General features: G+C 67.7%; 22 protein-coding genes. 15 read left to right on the top strand and 7 right to left on the bottom strand.

What is annotated here, in order from left to right:
- Nucleotides 1-3: 3 nt before the first annotated feature.
- Nucleotides 4-321 carry a hypothetical protein gene (locus QH195_RS19395; RefSeq protein WP_280426469.1) on the bottom strand — a complete coding sequence of 106 codons (318 nt, stop codon included), beginning with the start codon at nt 319-321 and terminating at the stop codon, nt 4-6.
- A 69-nt stretch (nt 322-390) separates the two neighbouring features.
- On the bottom strand, nt 391-1,395 hold the full coding sequence (locus QH195_RS19390) for an alpha/beta fold hydrolase (RefSeq protein WP_280436460.1): 1,005 nt from the start codon (nt 1,393-1,395) through the stop codon (nt 391-393).
- 82 nt (nt 1,396-1,477) lie between these two features.
- On the opposite strand from QH195_RS19390, the gene QH195_RS19385 reads away from it, so the two are divergent.
- The gene (locus QH195_RS19385) at nt 1,478-2,173 is read left to right on the top strand and encodes a TetR family transcriptional regulator (RefSeq protein WP_280436459.1); all 696 of its coding nucleotides are present in this window, start codon (nt 1,478-1,480) and stop codon (nt 2,171-2,173) included.
- A 50-nt stretch (nt 2,174-2,223) separates the two neighbouring features.
- Here the strand turns inward: QH195_RS19385 and QH195_RS19380 are convergent, their stop codons facing one another.
- The gene (locus QH195_RS19380; protein ID WP_280436458.1) at nt 2,224-3,525 is read right to left on the bottom strand and encodes an MFS transporter; all 1,302 of its coding nucleotides are present in this window, start codon (nt 3,523-3,525) and stop codon (nt 2,224-2,226) included.
- Between the two features lie 125 nt (nt 3,526-3,650).
- Between QH195_RS19380 and QH195_RS19375 the strand changes: the two genes are divergently transcribed.
- The 3 genes from QH195_RS19375 (at nt 3,651) to QH195_RS19365 (ending at nt 6,168) form a co-directional block, all read left to right on the top strand.
- Nucleotides 3,651-4,130 (top strand): MarR family winged helix-turn-helix transcriptional regulator, encoded by a 480-nt coding sequence (locus QH195_RS19375; RefSeq protein WP_280426465.1) that lies wholly within the window; start codon nt 3,651-3,653, stop codon nt 4,128-4,130.
- A 71-nt stretch (nt 4,131-4,201) separates the two neighbouring features.
- Nucleotides 4,202-5,641, top strand: a complete 1,440-nt coding sequence (locus tag QH195_RS19370) for an MFS transporter (protein ID WP_280436457.1) — start codon at nt 4,202-4,204, stop codon at nt 5,639-5,641.
- Nucleotides 5,642-5,733: 92 nt separating this feature from the next.
- Nucleotides 5,734-6,168, top strand: a complete 435-nt coding sequence (locus QH195_RS19365; RefSeq protein WP_280436456.1) for a PPOX class F420-dependent oxidoreductase — start codon at nt 5,734-5,736, stop codon at nt 6,166-6,168.
- 118 nt (nt 6,169-6,286) lie between these two features.
- Here QH195_RS19365 and QH195_RS19360 read toward each other — a convergent pair whose 3' ends face one another.
- Complete coding sequence (locus tag QH195_RS19360; RefSeq protein ID WP_280436455.1) at nt 6,287-6,739, bottom strand: hypothetical protein; 453 nt, start codon at nt 6,737-6,739, stop codon at nt 6,287-6,289.
- A 118-nt stretch (nt 6,740-6,857) separates the two neighbouring features.
- Nucleotides 6,858-7,442, bottom strand: a complete 585-nt coding sequence (locus QH195_RS19355) for a TetR/AcrR family transcriptional regulator (protein WP_280426461.1) — start codon at nt 7,440-7,442, stop codon at nt 6,858-6,860.
- 145 nt (nt 7,443-7,587) lie between these two features.
- Here QH195_RS19355 and QH195_RS19350 point away from each other — a divergent pair, with 145 nt between their 5' ends.
- From QH195_RS19350 to QH195_RS19315, 8 genes are all read left to right on the top strand, one after another.
- A complete protein-coding gene (locus QH195_RS19350) occupies nt 7,588-8,607 on the top strand; it encodes an aldo/keto reductase (RefSeq protein WP_280436454.1) in 1,020 nt (339 codons plus the stop codon).
- Nucleotides 8,608-8,658: 51 nt separating this feature from the next.
- The gene (locus tag QH195_RS19345; RefSeq protein ID WP_280436453.1) at nt 8,659-9,531 is read left to right on the top strand and encodes an LLM class flavin-dependent oxidoreductase; all 873 of its coding nucleotides are present in this window, start codon (nt 8,659-8,661) and stop codon (nt 9,529-9,531) included.
- Nucleotides 9,532-9,821: 290 nt separating this feature from the next.
- The gene (locus QH195_RS19340; protein ID WP_280436452.1) at nt 9,822-10,628 is read left to right on the top strand and encodes an NmrA family NAD(P)-binding protein; all 807 of its coding nucleotides are present in this window, start codon (nt 9,822-9,824) and stop codon (nt 10,626-10,628) included.
- A gap of 277 nt (nt 10,629-10,905) precedes the next feature.
- The gene (locus QH195_RS19335; RefSeq protein ID WP_280436451.1) at nt 10,906-11,976 is read left to right on the top strand and encodes a nitronate monooxygenase; all 1,071 of its coding nucleotides are present in this window, start codon (nt 10,906-10,908) and stop codon (nt 11,974-11,976) included.
- Nucleotides 11,977-12,132: 156 nt separating this feature from the next.
- On the top strand, nt 12,133-12,771 hold the full coding sequence (locus QH195_RS19330) for a maleylpyruvate isomerase family mycothiol-dependent enzyme (protein ID WP_280426458.1): 639 nt from the start codon (nt 12,133-12,135) through the stop codon (nt 12,769-12,771).
- A 147-nt stretch (nt 12,772-12,918) separates the two neighbouring features.
- A complete protein-coding gene (locus QH195_RS19325; RefSeq protein ID WP_280436450.1) occupies nt 12,919-14,316 on the top strand; it encodes an ATP-binding protein in 1,398 nt (465 codons plus the stop codon).
- Between the two features lie 28 nt (nt 14,317-14,344).
- Nucleotides 14,345-16,297, top strand: a complete 1,953-nt coding sequence (locus QH195_RS19320; protein WP_280436449.1) for a vWA domain-containing protein — start codon at nt 14,345-14,347, stop codon at nt 16,295-16,297.
- 37 nt (nt 16,298-16,334) lie between these two features.
- Nucleotides 16,335-16,748 (top strand): TIGR03668 family PPOX class F420-dependent oxidoreductase, encoded by a 414-nt coding sequence (locus QH195_RS19315; RefSeq protein WP_348536884.1) that lies wholly within the window; start codon nt 16,335-16,337, stop codon nt 16,746-16,748.
- A 71-nt stretch (nt 16,749-16,819) separates the two neighbouring features.
- Here the strand turns inward: QH195_RS19315 and QH195_RS19310 are convergent, their stop codons facing one another.
- Both QH195_RS19310 and QH195_RS19305 read right to left on the bottom strand, forming a co-directional pair.
- Nucleotides 16,820-17,407: a TerD family protein gene (locus QH195_RS19310; RefSeq protein WP_062973285.1), complete on the bottom strand. Its 588-nt coding sequence runs from the start codon at nt 17,405-17,407 to the stop codon at nt 16,820-16,822.
- Between the two features lie 52 nt (nt 17,408-17,459).
- Nucleotides 17,460-17,975: a MarR family winged helix-turn-helix transcriptional regulator gene (locus QH195_RS19305; RefSeq protein ID WP_280436448.1), complete on the bottom strand. Its 516-nt coding sequence runs from the start codon at nt 17,973-17,975 to the stop codon at nt 17,460-17,462.
- 73 nt (nt 17,976-18,048) lie between these two features.
- On the opposite strand from QH195_RS19305, the gene QH195_RS19300 reads away from it, so the two are divergent.
- The 3 genes from QH195_RS19300 to QH195_RS19290 all read left to right on the top strand — a co-directional run bounded on the left by QH195_RS19300 (nt 18,049) and on the right by QH195_RS19290 (nt 21,428).
- Nucleotides 18,049-19,488, top strand: coding sequence for an MFS transporter (locus QH195_RS19300; RefSeq protein WP_432278488.1), 1,440 nt, complete (start codon nt 18,049-18,051; stop codon nt 19,486-19,488).
- Nucleotides 19,489-19,657: 169 nt separating this feature from the next.
- Complete coding sequence (locus QH195_RS19295; protein WP_280436447.1) at nt 19,658-20,197, top strand: CHAP domain-containing protein; 540 nt, start codon at nt 19,658-19,660, stop codon at nt 20,195-20,197.
- Nucleotides 20,198-20,267: 70 nt separating this feature from the next.
- On the top strand, nt 20,268-21,428 hold the full coding sequence (locus tag QH195_RS19290; protein ID WP_280436446.1) for a hypothetical protein: 1,161 nt from the start codon (nt 20,268-20,270) through the stop codon (nt 21,426-21,428).
- Nucleotides 21,429-21,801 lie beyond the last annotated feature (373 nt).

Genomic DNA, 21,801 nt, shown 5'->3' with positions numbered 1-21,801 from the left:
GGACTACGCTTGGATGACCTCGACCCGTACCAGTGCGCCCGGTGCGTCGCAGCTGGCCCAGGACTGGTTCTGCCCGTACTGCACCGGCCCGTACTTCCAGTAGGTGAACGGGACGGGCCACGCGACACAGGTGAGCTTCACCTGGTGCCAGGTGGGCAGCTCGCAGTTGGCCATTCCGCCGGTGTTGAACACGTTGTAGACGTGACAATTGGCTTGCCACACCGGGACATCGGCCTGGGCTACACCGCCACCGGCGAGTACAGTGCCCGCGGTCGCGGTGGCAACGATGGCACCGGCGGCGAGCCGTTTCGCAGAAAACATATCGGAACCTCCTGAATTGATGCTGTGTGGAAAACATCGCTGAGAAGTCGCTCTTGTTACCGAAACCGGTCATGACGTGCATTGTGGGGTCGTTGCTGTACGTCCGGGCCGGGAGTGCGAGGTGGACGAGCGCGTCGAGACCGCTGGCCGGTTCATCGGCGACCAGCGCCTCGGTTGGCCGTCGGCGAGTTCTCTGATTGCGGTGGCCAGGGGCCTCCAAGAGTGTTCGGGTAGCTCGTGTCCTACTTCGGGAAGCAGGAGCAGGCGCGAGCCGGGGATCCGGGAGGCGATGGCGTGGGCGGCGCCGGTTTTGATCAACGGGTCGTCCTCGCCGTGCACTACCAAAGTGGGGCAGTTGATTTCGGTGATCGGCGGACCGCTCCATTGCGCGCCGATCTGCCGGCTCTGCGCCTCCGGGTCGTGGATTCCGCTGTCGGGGTTGTGTTCCATGGCTGTGCGTACGGCGACCTCGTCGAACACCCGTTTCGGCGAGGAGAGCAGTTTCGCGACTGTGACGCCCGCCTCGATCGCGCCCTCCCGGGTGTCGGGGAATTCCACCCGGGCGAACTTCGCGAGTGTGCGCAACCGGATGTAACGCAGTGTGCGCAGTCCGGTCACATCGCCCGGAACGGCGTCGAAGGTGATGAGGGAACGTACGCGGCCGGGGTGCCGGAGGGCGATGCGCTGGGCCACCGCGCCGCCCAAGGAGACGCCGAGGATATGCGCCGAGTGCCGGCCGAGTTCGTCGAGTACCGCCATCGCGTCGTCGACCATGTCCTCTGCGGTGTAGGCCGCGCCGCGCCTGGTCAATAGTGCGGTGATCGGGTTCCGTACGGCTGTCGGCGGCAGGTGGGTCGATTCGCCGCCGTCGCGTTGGTCGTATCTCGCCACCGCGAAACCTTGTTCGGCCAGTTGTGCGCAGAACCCGTCGGGGACCCAGTGCCGGTTCGCGCCGAGTCCGGTGGCAATGAGCAGGGGTTCTCCGCCGTGCGGCGATACGAACTCGTCGAAGGCGAGGCGTACCGCACCGTTGTGGGCCCAGCGTCGTGGTCCCCAGGTCTCGTCGGGTGACATTCCGAACCTCCATAAATAGCGTTCACTGAACGCAATTTAGAATACGGCAGAGAGGGTATCGGTGAACAGAGGGGATCGGCGAGTGGCGAAGTCCGGGAACGCGGCGCCGACGGTATGGGAACGAGCCGACGGCAGGCGCGGGCCGGTGCCCGCACACAGCCGGGACGAACTCGCGGCCGCCGCGATCGAACTGGCCGGCGAGGGCGGTCTGCAGGCTGTTTCCACCCGCCGGATCGCGCAGAAACTCGGCGTCAGCCAGTCGGCGCTGTACCGCTACGTGTCCGGTCGCGACGATGTACTCGACCTCATGCTCGATCTCGCCGCCGGCGAAATAGATCTCGATATACCGCTGAGCGGTTCGGCGCTCGACGACCTCGTGGCCTTGGCGGTCCGCGCGAAGAGTGTCCATGTGAAATACCCCTGGCTGACCGATATCCCGGTCGAGCCGCTCCGGGTCGGACCACGCGGAATCGACTATCTCGAATACGCGCTACGGGCGATGGCGGATGTCGACGTGCCCGGGGCGGTCAAATTGCAGGCGGTTGCGGTGCTGAACGCGCTGGTCCAGCAGTTCGCGCGCGCCGAAGCCGGGGAGCGAACGACGAACCGTTCGCGGCAGATCTCCCAGGCGGCCTATGTGCACAAGATCGCCGCGGCAGGTGATCATCGGTACCTGGCGGCGGCTCTCGAACCGTCGGACCGCGGCTCCGGCGGGCCGGGGAATCTTTTCGAGCCGCTGCTGCGCCGAGTCCTGGAGGGTGTGCTGAGACCGGAGTGACAGCCGGGGAGCGGTGTGCTGAGGCCGAACCGTTTGCCGCGCGCAGAAACTCATACGGAGGGCTTCGCGCGGGTTGTGGATTCGGGCGGGCGCCGCCGTGCCGGCCGGGGGCTGTCCCATACCTCGTGCACACCGCTGGGGCCCTTGCCGCGATCTGTCGCGATGATCAGCACGGCGCAACCGAGACCGGAAAGGACCAGGCTCGACCCGAACAGGGCCGGGTAGCCGAGCAATTCGCCGACCGTACCCGCCGCGAACCCCGCGATACCCTGCACCGTCACGACCGCGCAGGCCAGCAGCGTGTAGTCGCTGCCGGCATGGTCGCGGTCCGAGGCGTCCATCATGAGAGTGAAAACCGCTACAGTCGCGGCGCCGCCGAGGATATGTTCGGCCAGACTCGCGGTGACGATCAGTCCGAAACCCCCGGTTCCCAGCGCGGCGAGCAGGTAGAGCGCCAGGCTCGCGGTCTGGGTGACACCGCCGATCAGCAGGGCGCGGCGGCGGCCGTACCGGAAGCACAGCCAGCCGCCCAGTGCCGCACCCGCGAGAGCTCCCGCCGAGGACAGGGCGCCTTTGACGAGAGCTATCTGGCCGAGTGTCAGTCCGGCGTCGGACATGAACGGACCGACCATCGCCGAGCCCATCGAATCCCCGAATTTGAACCCGCCGATGAGCAGGATGAAGACGAGCATCCCCGGTCGTCGTAGGCGTTTCCACCATCCGGTTGTCAACGCGGCCGGGCGGGGCGCCGGTGCTTTCGGTTCGGTGCGCGTGGAGGTCCGTGGTAGCCACCAGACCGGGATCGTGGTCAGCAGGAGCAGGATCGCCATGGCGGCGAACAGGCTCCGCCAGCCCGCGAGCGCGAACAGCCAGAGCAGCGCGCCGCCGCCGACGATCATGCCTATCCGGTAGGCGCCGACCTGGATCCCGTTCCCGAGACCGCGCTCCCGTGTGCCCAGCAGTTGCACGGCGAGCCCGTCGGTGGCGACATCCTGGGTCGCCGATACCGCGTTCACCACGGCGATCCCGATGAGAAGCCAGCGCAACGACGAGGAGAGATCCAGGCAGGCGAGCCCGAAGGCAACTGCCGCACTGGTCAGCTGCAGCGACAGCAGCCACTGCCGGCGGGTGCCGTAATGGTCGACATAGGGGGCCCACAGGAACTTCAGTGCCCACGGAGCGAACAGGACTCCCGTGGCGCTGATCTCGATCAGCGAGAAACCGGATTCGCGGAGTACGACGGGCAGTGCCTGGGTGAAGAACCCGTAGGGCAGTCCCTGCGCGAAGTAGAGGGCAGTCAGCAGAACCAGAGTCCCGGCGGAGATCGTGCCGGGTCGCGCCGTGGTTCTCATACGGGTCATCCTGGCAGAACCCGCAACATGCCAGGCGTCGAAGGCCCGCTGGACCTGGCGAGGGTGACCTCCGGGCCGGCTCGCGTCGGGGAAAGATAGTTTGCAACGGAACTACCATGGAGGTCATGACCGCGATGGCCACCGGACGTACCCAACCCGACCTGTCGTTCCTGCTCGACCGCACCAGCCATGTGCTGCGAACCCAGATGGCCGCAGCGCTGTCGGAGATCGGGATGACCGCCCGGATGCACTGCGTGCTGGTACACGCCCTGGAAGTGGAGCGAACCCAGGCGCAGCTCGCGGAGATCGGCGATATGGACAAGACCACGATGGTGGTCACCGTCGATGCGCTGGAGAAGGCCGGGTGGGCGCAGCGGCGGCCCTCGTCCACTGATCGTCGTGCCCGGATCATCGCGGTCACCGAGGAAGGGCGCAAGGTGGCCGCTCGGAGTCAGAAGATCGTCGACGGTGTGCACAGGGCGGCGCTCGATTCACTGCCCGTGCAAGAGCGCGAGTCACTGCTGCGCACGTTGCGCCTGCTGGCCGAGGGGCCTCTCGCCGAGCCGGCGGAGACGCCGGTCGCGGCTCGCCGGGCTCGGCAATAGTAATTTTATGGATTGTCTGTAACGAAACTATCTATTACAGTCTCTTCTGTTGGTTCGAGCAGGAGAGTGCCATGACCTACCCCGAACGTCTCGCGTTGGCCGTGCTGTCGGCCGCGACGCTGATGACGATCCTCGACGGCAGCATCGTCACCGTGGCGCTGCCCGCGATCGAACACGAACTCGGCTTCACCCCGGCCGGATCGAGTTGGATCGTCAACGCCTACCTGATCGCCTTCGGCGGACTGCTGTTGCTCGGTGGCAGGCTCGGTGATCTCGTGGGCCGCCGGACGATCTTCCTGGCCGGGAACGGGATATTCGCCGCCGCCTCCCTCTTCGCTGGTGCGGCAACCACTCCCGGCCAGCTGATCGCGGCACGCTTCCTCCAAGGGGTGGGTAGTGCCTTCGCATCGGCCGTTGCGCTGGGCATCCTGATCACGCTGTTCACCGGACGCCGGGAACGTACGGTCGCCATCGGAGTCTTCGGTTTCACCGGAGCGGCCGGTGCTGCACTCGGCCAAGTGCTGGGCGGCGTCCTGACCGACGGACTCGGCTGGCAGTGGATCTTCCTCATCAATGTGCCGATCGGCCTGGTGACGATTCTCGCGGCCGTTCGAGTGCTGCCCGCCGACCGGGGTGCCGGCCGGATCGCGAAGGCCGATGTGCTGGGCGCCGCCCTGGCCACCGCGGGACCGATGCTGGGTATCTACGCAATCGTCGAGGTGGAGAGGTACGGCTGGACCGCGGCGCGCACGCTCGGGCTCGGTGCTGTATCGCTGACCCTGCTGGTGGCCTTTGTAGCACGTCAGGCGACCGCGCGTGAACCGCTGATGCCGCTGCGGATCTTCCTCTCGCGCAATGTCACCGGGGCCAACCTCACGCAGATGCTCGCCCTGTCGGCAATGTTCGCGTTCCAAGTCCTGGTGGCTCTGTATATGCAACGGGTACTCGGTTACGGAGCCCTCGAGACCGGATCGGCGATGCTGCCCGCGGCGGTCGCGATCGGGGGAGTGTCGCTGTTCGTCTCACCCCGGCTCAATGCCCGCTTCGGTGAGCGCAACGTGCTGATCGTCGGTCTGCTGATCGTCACCGCCGGAATGCTCTGGCTCACCCGGCTTCCGGTGCAGGCCGCCTATCTCACCGATCTGCTTCCGGTGATGGTGCTGGTGGCCGGGTTCGGACTGATCATGCCCGCACTGACGGCGCTGGGTATGTCGGATGCCGCGGCCGGGGACGCGGGGCTCGCCTCCGGGTTGTTCAACACCACCCAGCAGATCGGTATGGCGCTGGGTGTCGCGGTTCTGTCCACGCTGGCGTCGGCCCGGACCGGCACCCTGCTCGACGCGGGAGCCGGTGCCGCGGAAGCGCTGACGAGTGGCTACCGGTCGGCCTTCGCAGTCGCCGCCGGACTGCTGGTGTCCGCGCTGGTCGTGGCGGCCACCGTACTGCGCCCGGCTGCCTCCGGAGGGCTGCCGGAACCCGGGCTCGCCGAAGTGGGCCGACCGGCGCACTGACGGAGCCGGTCACAAGATCCGCCCGGCGAACAGCGCCGGGGCCACAACGTGGGCCTGGAAGTACCGGCACACGAAATCTGAACGGAGACACCATGACTGTCGAATTCGATGCGCAAACCCGCCGACTGCTCGACGGCAGGAACTTCGCCACCGTGGCGACGCTGTCAGCGGATGGGGCACCGCATACGTCGGTTGTCTGGATGGACCGGGACGGCGACACCGTCGTTTTCTCCTCGACGGCGGACAAGCGTAAGGTCCGCAATCTGCGGGCGGACCCGCGAATCAGCCTCACCGTGATGGATTCCGCGAATCCTTACCGGTCCGTCGATATCCGGGGTACGGCCGAACTGTCCGAGGATCCGGGCAGATCGTTGCCGCGGAGACTGTCGCAGAAGTATCTCGGGCAGGACGCACCCGCAGAACCCGGGCACCTCCGGCGGGTGATCATTCGCGTCATCCCGCACAAGGTGACCGGTTTCGATCTTCCGGATCCCGCCGAAACCCGCAGTGAACAAGTCACCGGCTGAGCGTGACGATATCGGCGGTGGCTGCGCGACGGGGGCGCGCTGCGCCGAGTTCGCCGGATTCGGGGATTCGCCGGTGCGCCCGCCGGGCGATATCCGGTGACCTCGGAATCGTGCTCGGTCAGGGATTGAGGCCGACTCGAACCGAACGACCGGCACGGTCGTCGGGGTGCTGGGCCGGGCGGGGCCGCGCGAACAGGAACAGGCCGGAAAACAGGAGTGCGGCGAGCGGCAGCAGCGGCAGATAGGACACCCACATCGGTCCCTGTAACGCCAGGGTGGCCGATGTGATGAGAATGCTGCCCGCGAAGCAGGCGGCCGACAAGCGGTGCAGCGCACGGGTCCGGGTCGAACCGTGCGTGGTATCGGTACGCCCGCCGCGCCGGGCGACGATGTACGGCCGCACGTAGAGATACAGGCCGGAGAACAGGAGCAGGGCGAGCGGTGGCAGCGGAATATAGGAGACCCAGACCGGTCCCTGCAATGCCATGACGGCGACGGTGACGACGACGGTCGCCACGAACGCCATCGCCACTACCCGGTGTGTCTGCCGGACTCGTTTGTTCCAGTTCATCTCGTCCTCCTCGGCCGTTCGCGTCCGGCGCAGTGCCCCGCGATCTCGATGCGGACGAGGCTAATGACGGTGCGGTGACCAGCGCTTCTCGATTCCTGACCACTCTCGCGGGCGGCCGCTAGCGGGCACGTAGCCCCGTGATCAACAACCCGACCATGCGCCGCGCGTGGTAGCGGGGGTCGTTGTCGGCGCCGACGCAGAGGTTGCCCACACCGCGCATCAGTTCGTAGGGCTCGATATCGGGCACGATCTCGCCGGCGTCCACGGCCGCGTCGAGCAGTCGGGTGCAGACCGGCAGCAGCCGGTCGATGAAGTAGGCGTGCAGGGATTCGAAGGCGGCATTGTCGGACTGTAGTGCTTCGGCGAGACCGTGTTTGGTGACCAGGAAATCGACGAAGAGGTCGATCCACCGGGTCAGGGCCGCGTGCGGGGTGGGGCCCTCGGCGAGTAGTTCCGGCCCGGCCTCGGCGCAGGCTTCCACCTGGTGGCGGTAGACCGCGACTATGAGGTCGGCGCGGGTGGGGAAGTGGCGGTAGATGGTGCCGACGCCGACGCCGGCGCGGGCGGCGATATCGCGGACGGGCACGCCGACCCCGGATTCGACGAACGCGGCAGCGGCCGCGTCCAGCAGGGTTTTCTCGTTGCGGCGGGCATCGGCCCGTTTCCGCGGGGCCGGCGAGCCGGGGGCGCCAGTTTCGGTCACTGCGCAGCGACCTCCGTCCTTCCTGTTGGCAAACGGAACAATGTTCCGTACGTTGGTTATCGGAACATCGTTCCGCTTTCAGGATGCCAGGGACGCCCCGCCCGGAGTCGAGCGGGTGGCGATCCCGTTCTCGGAGAGGTCGGTTATGCAGTACCGCAGTTTGGGCCGGACCGGCGTGCAGGTGAGCACCCTTTCGCTCGGTGCCATGAATTTCGGAAGTCTGGGGAAGACGACTCAGGACGAGGTCACGGCCATGGTCGATATCGCACTGGACGGCGGTGTCAACCTCGTCGACACCGCGGACATGTACAGCCAGGGCGAATCGGAGCGGATGGTCGGCAGAGCCGTCGCCGGGCGGCGCGACGATATCGTGCTGGCCACCAAGGCGACCATGCCGATGGGCGACGAGCGCAACCACCGAGGAAGTTCCCGGCGCTGGCTGCTCACGGCCGTGGACGACAGCCTGCGCCGGCTGAACGTCGACCATATCGACCTCTATCAGATGCACCGGTGGGATCCGGACACCGGCGATGACGAAACCCTCTCGGCGCTCACCGACCTGCAACGCGCGGGCAAGATCCGTTACTTCGGTTCCTCGACCTTCCCTGCCTATCGGATCGTCCAGGCGCAGTGGGCGGCGCGGGAGAACCACCTGAGCCGCTATGTCACCGAACAACCCGCCTACTCGATCCTGCAGCGCGGGATCGAAGCGCATATGCTGCCCGTCGCCGAGCAGTACGGGCTCGGGGTGCTGGCCTGGAGTCCCCTGGCCTCGGGCTGGCTGTCGGGCGCCATCCGGGCGGACCGGGAAATCTCGACCAGCCGGTCGGCGATGCTCCCGGACCGTTTCGACACCGCGATTCCCGTCAACCGCGCGAAATTGGATGCCGTCGAGAAACTGGCCGTTGTCGCCGAGGGAGCCGGTTTGTCCATGATCCAGCTGGCGCTCGGGTTCGTCACCGCGCACCCGGCCGTGACCAGCGCGCTCATCGGCCCGCGCACCATGGACCACCTGCACGCCCAGTTGGCCGCGGCCGACACCGTGCTGTCCGCTGAGGTGCTCGACGCGATCGACACCATCGTCGCCCCCGGTGTCGACCTCGCCCCCGGGGAGAAATTCGATACGCCACCCGCATTGCTCGATCCGGCGCTGCGTCGCCGGTGAGCGGCGGGGCCTGCCACAGTTTCTGCGTTCTGCCGAAAGGACCGACCGCCCATGCCCAGAACAGCCCCGAGCTTCGGCATCATGACCGCCCCTATGCAGGTCGACTACCAGGATGTCCAGCGCGTCTGGCAGGAGGCCGACGCTCTCCCGGAGATCGAGCACGCCTGGCTGTTCGACCATCTCTTCCCGATCGTGGGCGATATGACAGGGCCGATCTTCGAAGGCTGGACCCTGCTGTCCGCTCTCGCCGCGCAGACGCGGCGGTTGCGCCTCGGACTACTCGTCACCAGTAACCGCTTCCGGCCACCGGCGATGCTGGCCAAGATCGCTACCACCGTCGATATCGTCTCCGGTGGCCGACTCGATTTCGGCATCGGAGCGGGCTCACGACCCGGACTGCCGATGGCCCGCCGCGAATACGATGCGCACGGCCTGCCGTACCACGGCTTCGGCAACTCGGTGGAAAACCTCGACGAAGCCTGCACGGTGATCCGGCGGCTGTGGACCGAACCGGAACCGTTCGATTTCCAGGGCAGACACGTGCGGCTCGCCGGCGCGTACGGCAACCCCAAACCTGTTCAGCGGCCACATCCCCCGATCATGATCGGAGGTCGCTCGGACGCGGTGTTGCGGGTGATCGCCGAGCATGCCGACCTGTGGAATATTCCCGGCGGCGATACTGCCGATATCGTCGAACGCGCCGCCCTGCTGGACCGTTACTGCACCGCCCTCGGCCGCGACCCGGCCTCGATCGTCAGATCGACCTTCCTTCCGGTCTCCTACGACCGGCCGGGGCTGGTCCGCGATGCGATTGCCGAAACCTTGGACGCCGGTATCAGGCATTTCGTCCTCGGTCTGGAACCGCCGTATCCGGCCGGTGCCGCGCAGTGGGTCGCCGACGAAATCATCACACCGTCGTCGTAGTCGCGGTCCGGGTGTCTTCTGCCGCCGGGTCGCGCCGCCGGTCCCGGCGATAAAGTGCTCGCGATGGCCGAGTACATCCGCTTCCAGAGCGCGGTCGTCGCGGTGCCCTACCGCTACCCCGACGACTGGCCGCTGGCACCATCTCGTGCCGGATAGGGCCAAAGTCGTTGTAACCCTGTCGGATCCGGGAACGGATCGGACGCCCGGCCGCAATGCGGAAGTCTCTCTCGTTCACGGGTTGACCTCAACCTTTGTTCAGGTCATAGCGTGGCCGGCGGAAGGGAGTCATTGTGACGATATTGGTAACCGGCGCAACGGGAAACACGGGACGGCACGTGGTGTCCGAACTGCTGGGCAGAGGATATCCGGTGCGGGCACTGACCCGGGATCCGCGGCGGGCGGCGGGATTGCTGCCGGCGGGTGTGGAAGTACTGGCCGGTACCCACACCGAGCCGGAGACGCTGGATGCTGCTTTGGACGGCGTCACGGCATTGCATATCACCGTGACGGCCGGGGTGGCCGAGACCGGGCCCGAACTGGTGCGGCGGGCTGTCGCCGCCGGCGTCGAGCGAATCACCATCCTGTGGGGTGGATACGTGGGCCCCGCCGAAACCGCGGTGGCGGAATCGGGTGTGCCCTGGACCCGGCTCGAACCGCAGGAGTTCATGGCGAATGCGCTGACCTGGCGGGAATCCGTGCAGGCCGAGGGCGTGGTCCGGGAGCCGTTCGATCTGCCGAGTGCGGTGGTGCACGAGGGCGATCTCGGTGCGGTGGCCGCGCTCGCCCTCACCGAGGACGGACATGCGGGCCGCGCCTACAACCTGAACGGGCCGGAGGCTCTGACCACACGTGCGCGGGTGGATATCCTCGCCGCCGCGCTGGGCCGGGAGATCGTTTTCGAACAGATCGGCGGCGAAGCGGCGATCGAACGGATGCTGCGCGACGGTGTCTCCCGGGCCGACGCCGAGTACGTGGTCGGGTGGCATGCCGATCCGCCCGCGTCTGCGCGGATTCCGGACGGCACCGTCGAACGGCTCCTGGGCCGGCCCGCCCGGACCTTCGCCGACTGGGTGACCGAACACAAGAACCGCTTCTGAACGCGGCTTCCGCAGTCCGCTGCCGCGCCGCCGGAGGCCGGCAGTCCGTGTCGGGTCCGGCTGCTCGGCGACAGCGTCGAGCGGGTCGTGCCCGCCCGGCCGGCCGGTGGCGCGGTCACCACGGCTGCGACCGGCGCCGGAGATCGCCGACGCCCGGTTCGGCGGGGGAGCAGTGGAGGTCCGGTTGCAGCCCGGTCTCGTCACCGTGCGGCTTCCACCTCCTCCGGGAGCGCTGGGTAACGTCGGAACCGAATTCGACCAGCTGAGGAGGGGAACCGTGTTCGACCTCGCGGACCTGACCGTTCCGATCATCGCCGCGCCCATGGCGGGCGGCCCGTCCACACCCGACCTGGTGGTGAGTGTCGGGGAAGCCGGCGGTCTGGGTTTCCTCGCGGGTGGATACAAGACTCCGGAGGCGTTGGCGGAACAGATCCGCGAGGTGCGGGCCCGCACGGACCAGCCGTTCGGGGTGAACCTGTTCGTTCCGCAGCAGCCCGCCTACGATCCGGCCGCGGTACAGGAGTACCGGGTCCGGTTACGTGCGGCCGCTCAGCGGTACGGGATCGAATTACCGCCCATCCGGGAACGGGACGACGACTGGTTCGCGGCGAAGGTGGATCTGCTGGTCGAGCAGCAGGTTCCCGTGGTCTCGCTGACGTTCGGCCTGCCGCCGGCAGATGTCGTCGGACGGCTCCGTACGGCGGGCGCCCTGGTGATCGCGACGGTGACCACCGACGCGGAGGCGCGTGCCGCGACGGACCTGGGAGCCGGGGCGCTGTGCGTGCAAGGGCCGGACGGCGGCGGGCATCGGGGGACGTTCCGGGTCGAGGACGAACCGGAGACAACGCCCCTACCGGCTCTGATCGACGAGATCACGGCATGGTGCCCGCTGCCGGTCGTGGCGGCCGGTGGGATCGGTGACGGTGCGCGGATCGCGGATCTGCTCGCCCACGGGGCGGTAGCCGTCCAGCTGGGCACCGCGTTCCTCCGGAGTCCGGAGTCGGGGGCGAAAACGGCGCACAAGGACGCGCTGAGCGATCCGCGGTTCACCCGCACCGTCATAACCCGCGCCTTCTCCGGGCGACCGGCCCGCGGGCTGGCCAACGAATTCATCGCCACCTACGGCGAGGCCGCACCGGCGGCATATCCCCAGGTCCATCACCTCACCAGCCCGGTGCGTGCGGCCGCGGCCGCGGGGAGTGCGCCGGAGGATATGGCGCTGTGGGCAGGTACCGAATATCGGTCGGCGGCCGCGGACCCGGCCGCGACGATTCTGCGGCGACTCTGGAGCGAGGCCGTCGCACACGGCGCAGTCGGCGGCGACCGCGTTCAGCGCCCGAACCGCTGATTCGGGTCGTATCCAGCCGACTCGTGCGCGCGGTCGGGATCGGATCGGCGGAATCCACGACCAGGACCTGATCACGGAAATCTGTCGGCCGGTGGCCGTACGCTCCCCGCAAGTGGCTGCCGCGCGGGACTGCGGCCCTACAGCTCTGGAGGAACTGTGCAGGATGTCTGGCCGACCGTCCGGGCGGAGCGCCTGGCGCTCATCGCCGATCTCGAGGGGCTGGGCGAGCAGCAGTGGGAAACCCCCTCGTTGTGTGCGGGCTGGTCGGTACACGATGTACTCGCCCATATCGTGGCGAGCTCGAAAACATCCAAACTCGGATTCTGCTGGGAGTTCGCACGGGCGGGGTTCGATTTCGATCGCTTCACGGCCAACGGTGTGGAACGCGAACGCGGCGTACAACCCGCCGAAACCCTCGGCCGGCTACGCGCTGTCCTGGACCGGACCGTCTCACCGCCCGCGCCGGCCGACAGCCGGCTCGTCGAGATGATCGTGCACGGGGAGGACATCCGGCGGCCGCTGGGCATCGCCCGCGCCTACCCGCAGGAGGCGGTCGCGGACGCGCTGCGGTTGCAGATCCGCACGTCGGAAGGGTTCGGCGGTGGCCGGGAACTGGTCGCGGGACTCACGCTGGTAGCCGATGATGCCGATTTCACCACGGGGTCCGGGCCGGAGGTCACCGGCCCGTTGCTCGCCTTGCTGCTGGCTGCCTCGGGGCGGAGTGTGGCCACGGCCGAGTTGGGCGGCAGCGGAGTCGATACGCTCCGAGCGCGCCTGGCGGTGCACGCCGGTTAGGCCGGTCCGGCAGGGTTCGCGAGTAGCGGATCGGGCGGCGCGCGAACCGGAACGAAGCGGCCGCTCGTGGTCTGGAATACGGTCGCGGCGGCGGCTGTGATCGGCGAGCTGTCGACCGATGACGGAAATCGTCGTAGCGTCGGTGAGGTGACTGTGCCAAAGGATCTGCCCGTGACCGCGGGCGCGTTGCGGGCGGCCGGGTATGCGCCGCGGAGTGTGAAGGCCGAGATCCGGGAGAACCTGCTGGCCCGCCTGGGTGCGGGGGAGGATCCGTGGCCGGGGATCGTGGGATTCGACCGGACCGTGCTGCCGCAGCTGGAGCGGGCTCTGCTGGCCGGTCACGATGTGGTGCTGCTGGGGGAGCGCGGCCAGGGCAAGACGCGGCTGCTGCGGACGCTGCTCGGGTTGCTCGACGAATGGACCCCGGTGATCGAGGGGCTGGAACTGGGGGAACACCCACTCGAACCGATCAGCCCGCAGGGGCTGCGGCTGGCGGCCGAACTCGGCGACGATCTGCCGGTCACCTGGCGGCATCGGTCGCAGCGGTACGCGGAGAAACTCGCCACCCCGGATACCTCCGTGGGCGATCTGATCGGTGATGTGGACCCGGTGAAGGTGGCCGAGGGCCGCAGTCTCGGCGATCCGGAGACCATCCATTTCGGGCTGGTGCCGCGAGCGCATCGTGGAGTCGTCGCCGTGAACGAACTGCCCGATCTGGCCGAACGGATCCAGGTCGCGCTGTTGAATGTCATGGAGGAGCGCGATATCCAGGTCCGCGGCTATACCCTGCGGTTACCGCTGGATGTGCTCCTGGTGGCCACGGCGAACCCCGAGGATTACACCAATCGCGGCCGGATCATCACTCCGCTGAAAGACCGCTTCGGTGCGGAGATCCGCACCCACTACCCGCTGACCGTGCCGGCCGAGATGGCGCTGGTGCGGCAGGAAGCCGAACTCGTCGCCGAGGTCGGCGATCCACTGATCGAGGTGCTGGCCCGGTTCGTGCGGCGGTTGCGTGAATCGCCGGCCATCGATCAGCGATCGGGTGTGTCGGCCCGTTTCGCGGTGGCGGCGGCCGAAACGGTGGCCGCGGCGGCACTGCGCCGGTCCGCGCTCACCGGGGAGAATCCCGCTGTCGCCCGGCCGGTCGATCTGGAATCGGTGCCGGCCGTGCTGCGCGGCAAACTGGAATTCGAATCCGGTGAGGAGGGGCGGGAGCAGGAACATCTCACCCATATGCTGCGGCGTGCGTTCGCCGATACGGCGCGGGAGCGGCTCGGTGGGCTGGACCTGCGGCCGCTGGCCGAAGCTGTCGAGCAGGGACATCTGGTGACCACGGGCGAACGGGTGTCCGGAGCACAGGTGCTGGCGGGTCTTCCGGAGCTGCCGGTACTGCACGAGGTGGCCGCCCGGCTCGGCGTGGACGCCGGGGAGGCGCCCCAGCGGATCGCGGCCACGGTCGAATTCGCTTTGGAATCCCTGTATCTGGCACGCCAGGTGGCCAAGGATTCCGATGACGAGGGCATAGCGGTGTACGGCGCGTGACCGCTGTACTGGCCGGAGAAGAGACGGTATGACAGCGGCGGGCGAATATTCCTACGGGCCCTATCACGAAGGGCCCGATCCGCTCGCGCCTCCGCTCGATCTGCGGGAGGCGCTGGCCGATATCGGCCGCGAAGTGATGGAGGGATCGTCGCCGCGCTCGGCTCTCGAGGAACTGTTGCGGCGCGGGACGACCGGGTTGCCGGGGCTCGAGGAGCTGACGCGGCGGCTGTGGGAGCGGCGGTCGGAGATCTCTCGCAACCACCGGCTGGACGGGACGTTACAAGAGGTTCGGGAGCTTCTGGACAAGGCACTGGAAGCCGAACGCCGGGCACTGTTCCCCGACCCTTCCGACGATGCCCGCTTCGCCGAAATGCAGCTGGACGCCCTGCCGTCGAGTACCGCGGGCGCGGTCCGCGAACTCGGCGAGTACCAGTGGCGTTCGGAAACCGGACGCGAGAACTACCGGCAGATCCGCGACCTACTCGGCCGGGAACTACTGGAATCCCGCTTCCAGGGCATGAAACAGGCGTTGCAGAACACCACCCCGCAGGACGTGGAGCAGGTCCGGCAGATGATGTCGGATCTCAACGATCTGCTGGCCACGCACGGCCGGGGCGAGGACACCACCGAACAGTTCGCCGAGTTCATGTCCGAGCACGGCGAGTTCTTCCCCGAGAACCCGCGCAATACCGAGGAGCTGATCGACAGCCTGGCCGCCCGCGCCGCCGCGGCGCAGCGGATGCTGAATTCGATGTCGGATCAACAGCGGTCGGAGCTGAACGAACTGCTCGGGCAGGCATTCGGCGATCCCGCGCTGGCGCAGCAGATCGCCGCCTTGGACGCGAACCTGCGCGAGCTGCGCCCGGGCGAGGACTGGGAGTCGGGCCGGCGGTTCCGCGGTCAGGACCCGCTGGGTATGGGCGAAGCGGTCGAGGCAATGCAAGACCTCGGCGAACTCGACGAACTCGCCGCGCAGCTCGCGCAGTCGTATCCGGGTGCGCGGCTCGAGGATATCGACCTGGAAATGCTGGAACGCCAGCTCGGTGCCGACGCCCGGGTCGACGCCGCCCGGCTGGCGGAACTGGAGCGGGAACTGCGCCGTCAAGGTTTGTTCGAACGGGCGCCCGACGGATCATTACGATTGACGCCCAAGGCATTACGGCGACTCGGTGAGGTGGCGCTGCGGGATGTGGTCGGGCAGTTGCGTACCCGCAAGGGCGAGCGGGAGACCGCCCGGGCCGGGGCTTCCGGGGAGCCGACCGGCGCGAGCAGGCCGTGGCAGTTCGGCGATACCGAACCGTGGGATGTTTCGCGGACGGTGCGTAATGCGGTACTGCGGTCGGCCTCCACCGGGAGCCGCACGGTGACCTTGGATGTCGCGGATGTGGAGATCGCCGAAACCGAGCAGCGTTCCCGGGCAGCGGTCGCGCTGTGTGTGGACACCTCCTGGTCGATGGTGCAGGACGGCCGCTGGGTTCCGATGAAACGCACCGCGCTGGCGCTGCAACATCTGATCAGTACCAGGTTCCGCACCGACGCACTCGAACTGATCACTTTCGGCCGCCATGCCACCACGGTGGAGATCGGGGAACTGACCGCGCTGGAACCGGTCTGGGAACAGGGCACCAATCTGCACCATGCGCTGCTGCTGGCCGGTCGGCATCTGCGCCGCCACCCCGACGCCGTGCCGGTGGTACTGGTGGTGACCGACGGTGAACCGACCGCCCATCTGGAGGCCGACGGTACGTCGTTCTTCAACTGGCCGCCGGACCGGCGCACCCTCGCCACCACCATGATCCAGGTCGATTCCCTGGCGAAACTGGGTGCGTCCATTTCGGTGTTCATGCTCGGAGAACAGCCGCGGCTGGCCGCCTTCGTGGATATGGTGGCCCGGCGCAGCGGTGGCCGGGTGGTGGCACCGGACCTGGACGGCCTCGGCGCGGCCGTGGTCAGCGACTATCTGCGGGGCCGGCGGCGCTGATCCGCCGGCCCGGCACGCGCGAGGAGAACGGATGCGGTTGGACGAAGGGCGGGCGCGGGAGCGGTTCGCCGACGCTCGGGTAGCGCGGCTGGCGACGGTGACCCCCGAGGGCCGGCCGCATCTCGTGCCCATCGTTTTCGCGGTCGCCGGAAATACGATCTACACGGCCGTGGACGCGAAACCGAAATCCACCACGGCTCTGCGCCGGCTCGCGAATATCACCGCGAACCCGGAGGTCGCTGTCCTGGCGGACTTCTACGACGAAGACTGGACGCGCCTGTGGTGGGTGCGCGCCGACGGTGTCGCAGCGATTGTCGCGGGGGAGCGCGCGCGAATCGGTATCGAGCAGTTGACCGTGCGCTACCCGGTGTACCGGCACCAGCCGCCGCCGGGGCCGGTGCTCGCGTTCGAGGTCACCCGCTGGGCCGGTTGGTCCGCCGAACCGATCTGAACCGGTTCGGCAGGAGCCGGGCTCGGGTCCGGTGAGAACCGGCGGGGTGCGACGCCGGGCTCAGGTTTCGATCACTGCCCGCCCATGGCGAACCGCAGCAGCGCCTGCTTATCGCCCTGCTTGATCTTGCCCTTGCGGTTCAGCACTTCGAGCTGCCACGCATTGCCGTTACGGAAAGCGCGGGCCACGGCGTTCGCGTTGTCGGCACCCAGTAGCGACGGCCAGATATCGGCCACCTGCTGGCTGCTGCCGCCGGACGCGTCGTACACCTTGAAGGAGATATTGTTCGCCTTCTCGAAGGACGTTCCCTTCTTGAACGCGGCCGCGACGAAGATCACCGCGTCGATTCCGTCGGGCACATCGGCGAAAGTGACGTGCACGGTTTCGTCGTCCCCCGCCGCCGCGCCGGTCTGCTCGTCACCGGAGTGCAGCACCGAGCCGTTGCCCAGTGGATCCAGCGAGTCCAGGCCGGCGAACCGCACCGGTTCGCTGCCCTGCATGAGGATGGCGATGAGGTCCAGGTCGACCCCCTTCTTGCGGCGCGCCCAGCCGAGCGCGCCACCGCTGGCGCCCGCGGAGGGATCCCAGCTGACCCCGACACTCAGCTTGGTCATCCCCGCGAGATCCGCAGCGCCGTCTTCCTTTTTGAGCGTGATCATGGCTCAACCGTACCGGCTGCGGAAGAACACCGGGTGACCGGCGAGTTCGCGCTTATCGACCACCGGAAGCCGCGGGTCGATACGGACGCGGCCAGGGATGGCGGACGACTCCTTCGACGCTTTCGTTGAACCTTTCCATCAGCCGGACCAGCTGGTCGATTTCGTCAGCGGGCCAATCGGCGAGCACATTGGCTATTCCGCCGCGCTGTAGTTCGAGGTCGCCCTCGAAGACCCGGAGACCCTTTTCGCTCGGGCGGATCTTACGGGCCACCCCACCGTCGGGGTCGGGAACCCGTTCCACCAGATCCTGTTCCAGCATCGCGGCGACCTGCCGGTTGATCGTGGAGACATCGAGTCCGAACGCCTCGGCCAGTTCACGCAGCGAGAGCGGCGCGCCGAGTTGTAGCCGGGTCAAGATCAGATACGCGGATCTGTCCAGCTGGAAGGGCGTTCTGCGGCGCGCGGCGGGATGATGCCGGGACAGCAGAGTCAACTCCAGGACGAGTCGCGCCAGGACACTGGAATCCCGGTGATCCGCCGCACCGGCGGGCAGAGCCGAATCGGACATTCGGCCACTATGGCGTCTGATTCGTCCGATTGCAAAATTGTGCACCATACACAGGCTATGTAACGTGCATAGAGTGACCGCCGTAGCCGATGACCCCTCCAGATCCGACGAACGGGGTCGTCCGGGCGTATCGCCGACCCTTCTGATCGCGACCCTGAGCACCATCGGCATCGTCGTCTCGCTGATGCAGACACTGGTCGTCCCGCTCATCCCGAGCCTGCCGGACCTCCTGAACACCACACCCACCAACGCCTCCTGGGTGATCACAGTGACCCTGCTGGCCTCGGCGGTGTGCACACCGATCAGCGGCCGGCTCGGCGATATGTTCGGCAAACGCCGCATTCTCCTGCTCGACCTGCTCGCGATGGTCGTCGGCTCGGTGCTGTGCGCGATGTCGTCCTCGCTGATTCCGTCGGTCGCCGGACGCGCGCTACAGGGTGTGGCCATCGGTGCCATCCCGCTGGGTATCAGCATCCTGCGCGACGAATTGCCGCCGGAGCGCGTCGGTTCGGCCATGGCCGTGATGAGTTCCACGCTCGGAGTGGGCGGGGCGATCGGTTTGCCGCTGGCCGCCGTCATCGCCGAGCACGCCGATTGGCATGTGCTGTTCTGGGCCGCGGCCGCCATGGGCACGATCGGCGCGGGGCTGATCTTCCGGTTCGTTCCCGAATCGACGGTACGCACACCCGCGCCCTTCGACTTCGGCGGTGCCGCGGGGCTGGCGACCGCCTTACTGGCCCTGCTCATCGCGATCACCCAGGGCGCGCAATGGGGTTGGACCAGCTCGTCGATTCTCACCCTGTTCGGGATATCCATCCTGGTCTTCCTCGGCTGGGGCCGATACGAACTCGGCCGGCGGCACCCGCTGGTGGATCTGCGGGTATCCGCGCGACCCCGGGTGCTGTTCACCAATATCGCCTCGATCGCCGTCGGGTTCTCCCTCTACGGCATGTCGCTGACCTTCCCGCAGCTGCTGATGGCCCCGGCCGAAACCGGCTACGGGCTGGGTTTGTCCATGGTCGCGGCCGGGCTGGCGCTGGCGCCCAGCGGTTGCGTGATGATGCTGCTCTCCCCGGTATCCGCGCGGATCTCCGCCCGCTTCGGTCCCAAACTGACCCTCGGAACCGGGTCGGCGGTGATCGGTCTCGGCTATCTGTGTGCTTCGGCCATGATGGACAGCGTCTGGCAGATCATGCTGGCATCGGTGCTGATCGCGGGTGGGGTCGGGCTGGCCTATGCCGCGATGCCCGCGCTGATCATGGGCGCGGTGCCGATTACCGAGACCGCGGCCGCTAACGGGTTGAACGCGCTGATGCGTTCGGTCGGAACCTCGACTTCGGCCGCGGTGATGAGTGCGGTGCTGGCCAATATGACCATCAGCTTCGGCGTCGTGTCCCTGCCGTCCCGGGACGCGTTCCACACCACCTTCCTGATCTCCGTCGCCGCCGCCTGTGTGGCCATCGCGCTCACTGCACTGATCCCGAAGCGAACAGATGTGGCGGAGCCCGTATGACCGATGCGGCGCGCTCCGTGGTGGCTGCACCGCCCCGTGAATACGGCGGCGTCGATGCGTTCACGAACGACACAGAGAAACCGAAGTAACAGGGGTGAAAAAGGAGAGTCGATACGCCCTCCGGCGGGGCCGGCCGGTGCGACGCGCGATAGGTGCCTGGTGTGTCCTGGTGGCAGTGCTGGCCTTGCTCTGCGGGTGTGCGCTGCCCGGCTCGAACGACGGCATCGTGGGCGAGCGGCTCACCGAATTCCCGGCCGTCGACCGGAGCATGCTGACACCGGAGCAGACAAGAGTCGTCGACGCGGCCGCGGCCGAATTCGCCGCGCCCCGTTCCGGGCCCGGGTATTCGGAGGGCAATACCGAACCCTGGTGCGCGAACTTCGTGAGCTGGGTGTTGCGTGCCGCCGGGATGCCGCTGGCCAACCCGAATTCCGGTTCCTGGCGGATTCCCGGCGTCTACACCCTGCAGGAGTACTACGAGAGCCAGGGCCGATTCGTTCCGTTCCGCCCGGACTACCGGCCGGCCACCGGTGAAGTGATCCTGTACGGCCCGGACAGCCGATTCGGACAGCACACGAATATCGTGCTCGTTTCCGAAAACGGAATCCTGACCACGATCGGCGGTAACGAAGACGACGAGGTGCGCATCGAACGGTGGGACCCGGCCGCCGCCGACGATATCGCGATCGTCGGATACGGCCGGTTGTAGGCGGCCGGGGACAGCCGCGCGGGCCCGCAACCTCGATCGCGTAGCGTGAGCTTCGGCGGTGGAGGTGAAGGTGTCGGAACGGCTCATGGAACCGGTCGAAGCGGTCGAAATGGAATGGATCGATTACGCCGAATTCGGCGAACGATTCGTCACCCATGCGGTGACCGAATCCAGGATCGAGGCGGCGGTTGCCGGGATCACCGGACGCGGGCTGAGTATCGGCCCGTTCAATCTCGGCCCGGCCGGTCTCGCCGGTTTCCTGGCCGAAGGCCGGATCGGCCGGCCGGAGGTGGTGCGCCGCGGGTCGCGAGTCAGCTTCGATGTCCGGATACCGGTCTCGCTCGCTGCGAAGATCCTGCTAGGCGGCCGGCGGCTCGGACTGGAAACGGTGGTCTCGATCGACCTCACGTTCCATGCCCGCACGGCCGACCCGCTGCTCATCGTGATCGATATCCCGGAGGTCCGCCGCTCGGACGTGCGTGTGCTGCTGCGTTTGGCGGCGGCCGATTCGGTGGCCGAATGGATGCTCGACCCTATTTCGGGACTATTGCAGAACGAGGTCGCGAACCGGGTGAATGCGATGCTGCGCGATCCCGGTGTCATGCGCAGCCGGATCTACGATGTCGAGGCCATCGTCGACGGGCGGCGTTCCCCGCACCGCGGCCGCACCGAGTTCGAGTGGATCGACTATGCCGAATTCGGCCGTCGCTTCTTCCCGTGGATGGTCACTCGCGAACGGCTCGCCGGTTTCGTGGCGTATGTGGCGGAGCGGCCGATCGAGATCGGCCCGTTTCGCACCGGGCCCCGGGCGGCGGCCGAGGTCACCGTACACGGCGAGGTCGGGCAGCCGCTGCTCACCGATCTGCCCGCGGTCCCGGCGGTGGACAGCGATATCGCTCTGGTGCGGTTCGGTCTCACGGTGCCGGTGTCGCTGGATATCACCGTCAATGTCCTCAAGGACAACCGCTACCGTGCCGACCTCGAAATCCCGCTGGTCCTCACCGCCCACGCCGCCGACCCTCTGCTGATCGTGATCGAAGTGGATCCACCGGCCCGCGAGGACGTCCGCCTCGAATATGCGGCCCAGGGCATGCGCGCCGCCGCTCTCGGTGTTCTGGGTGGAATCAAGAAGCAGATCATCGCCCAGGTGGTGCGGGTGGTCCGTGCGGAACTCGCCGACCCGGCCACCCGGAGCCTGGACGTAGCCGCACGAATCGACCGGCTGCTGTAAGCGCACCGAACTGCCCGGCTGTGGCAATGACCCGCCGCGCCGGGTAACCCCGATCCCCGCGCGTCCGTACAGCGCAGAGCATCGGACGTGATGCAATGGTTTTCGCGTTCGAGGCTGTCGGCGCGCAGTGCGGAGGGGACGGCACCCGAACAGACATCTGCTGTTTCCACCGGGTGCGAAGGAGTCTTCGATGGTTTCGCTGTCACGACGTGCGCTGCTCGGGTACACCGCCGCCGGTGTCGCGGCATCAGCGGTGGGTTCGGCGTTCGCGGGGCGGGCCGGCCCCGCCCCCCCCCGGGGGGCCCCGGGCGGCAATCGTTGCAGTGGGTGGCGAAACCGCTGATGATGCCGTTGCTGGCGGCCGATATCGCCA

Origin of the sequence: Nocardia carnea (assembly GCF_029868855.1) — a bacterium.
In the GTDB taxonomy this organism is placed as follows: Bacteria; Actinomycetota; Actinomycetes; order Mycobacteriales; family Mycobacteriaceae; genus Nocardia; species Nocardia carnea_A.
The sequence above is the reverse complement of the archived record's forward strand: the minus strand, read 5'-3'. Positions and strand labels throughout refer to the sequence as shown.

Excerpts from the sequence above, each read along its gene's own strand:
- QH195_RS19395 (WP_280426469.1), bottom strand. The coding sequence starts at position 321 with ATGTTTTCTGCGAAACGGCTCGCCGCCGGTGCCATCGTTGCCACCGCG.
- QH195_RS19390 (WP_280436460.1), bottom strand. The coding sequence starts at position 1,395 with ATGTCACCCGACGAGACCTGGGGACCACGACGCTGGGCCCACAACGGT.
- QH195_RS19380 (WP_280436458.1), bottom strand. The coding sequence starts at position 3,525 with ATGAGAACCACGGCGCGACCCGGCACGATCTCCGCCGGGACTCTGGTT.
- QH195_RS19375 (WP_280426465.1), top strand. The coding sequence starts at position 3,651 with ATGACCGCGATGGCCACCGGACGTACCCAACCCGACCTGTCGTTCCTG.
- QH195_RS19370 (WP_280436457.1), top strand. The coding sequence starts at position 4,202 with ATGACCTACCCCGAACGTCTCGCGTTGGCCGTGCTGTCGGCCGCGACG.
- QH195_RS19365 (WP_280436456.1), top strand. The coding sequence starts at position 5,734 with ATGACTGTCGAATTCGATGCGCAAACCCGCCGACTGCTCGACGGCAGG.
- QH195_RS19360 (WP_280436455.1), bottom strand. The coding sequence starts at position 6,739 with ATGAACTGGAACAAACGAGTCCGGCAGACACACCGGGTAGTGGCGATG.
- QH195_RS19350 (WP_280436454.1), top strand. The coding sequence starts at position 7,588 with ATGCAGTACCGCAGTTTGGGCCGGACCGGCGTGCAGGTGAGCACCCTT.
- QH195_RS19345 (WP_280436453.1), top strand. The coding sequence starts at position 8,659 with ATGCCCAGAACAGCCCCGAGCTTCGGCATCATGACCGCCCCTATGCAG.
- QH195_RS19320 (WP_280436449.1), top strand. The coding sequence starts at position 14,345 with ATGACAGCGGCGGGCGAATATTCCTACGGGCCCTATCACGAAGGGCCC.
- QH195_RS19310 (WP_062973285.1), bottom strand. The coding sequence starts at position 17,407 with ATGATCACGCTCAAAAAGGAAGACGGCGCTGCGGATCTCGCGGGGATG.
- QH195_RS19305 (WP_280436448.1), bottom strand. The coding sequence starts at position 17,975 with ATGTCCGATTCGGCTCTGCCCGCCGGTGCGGCGGATCACCGGGATTCC.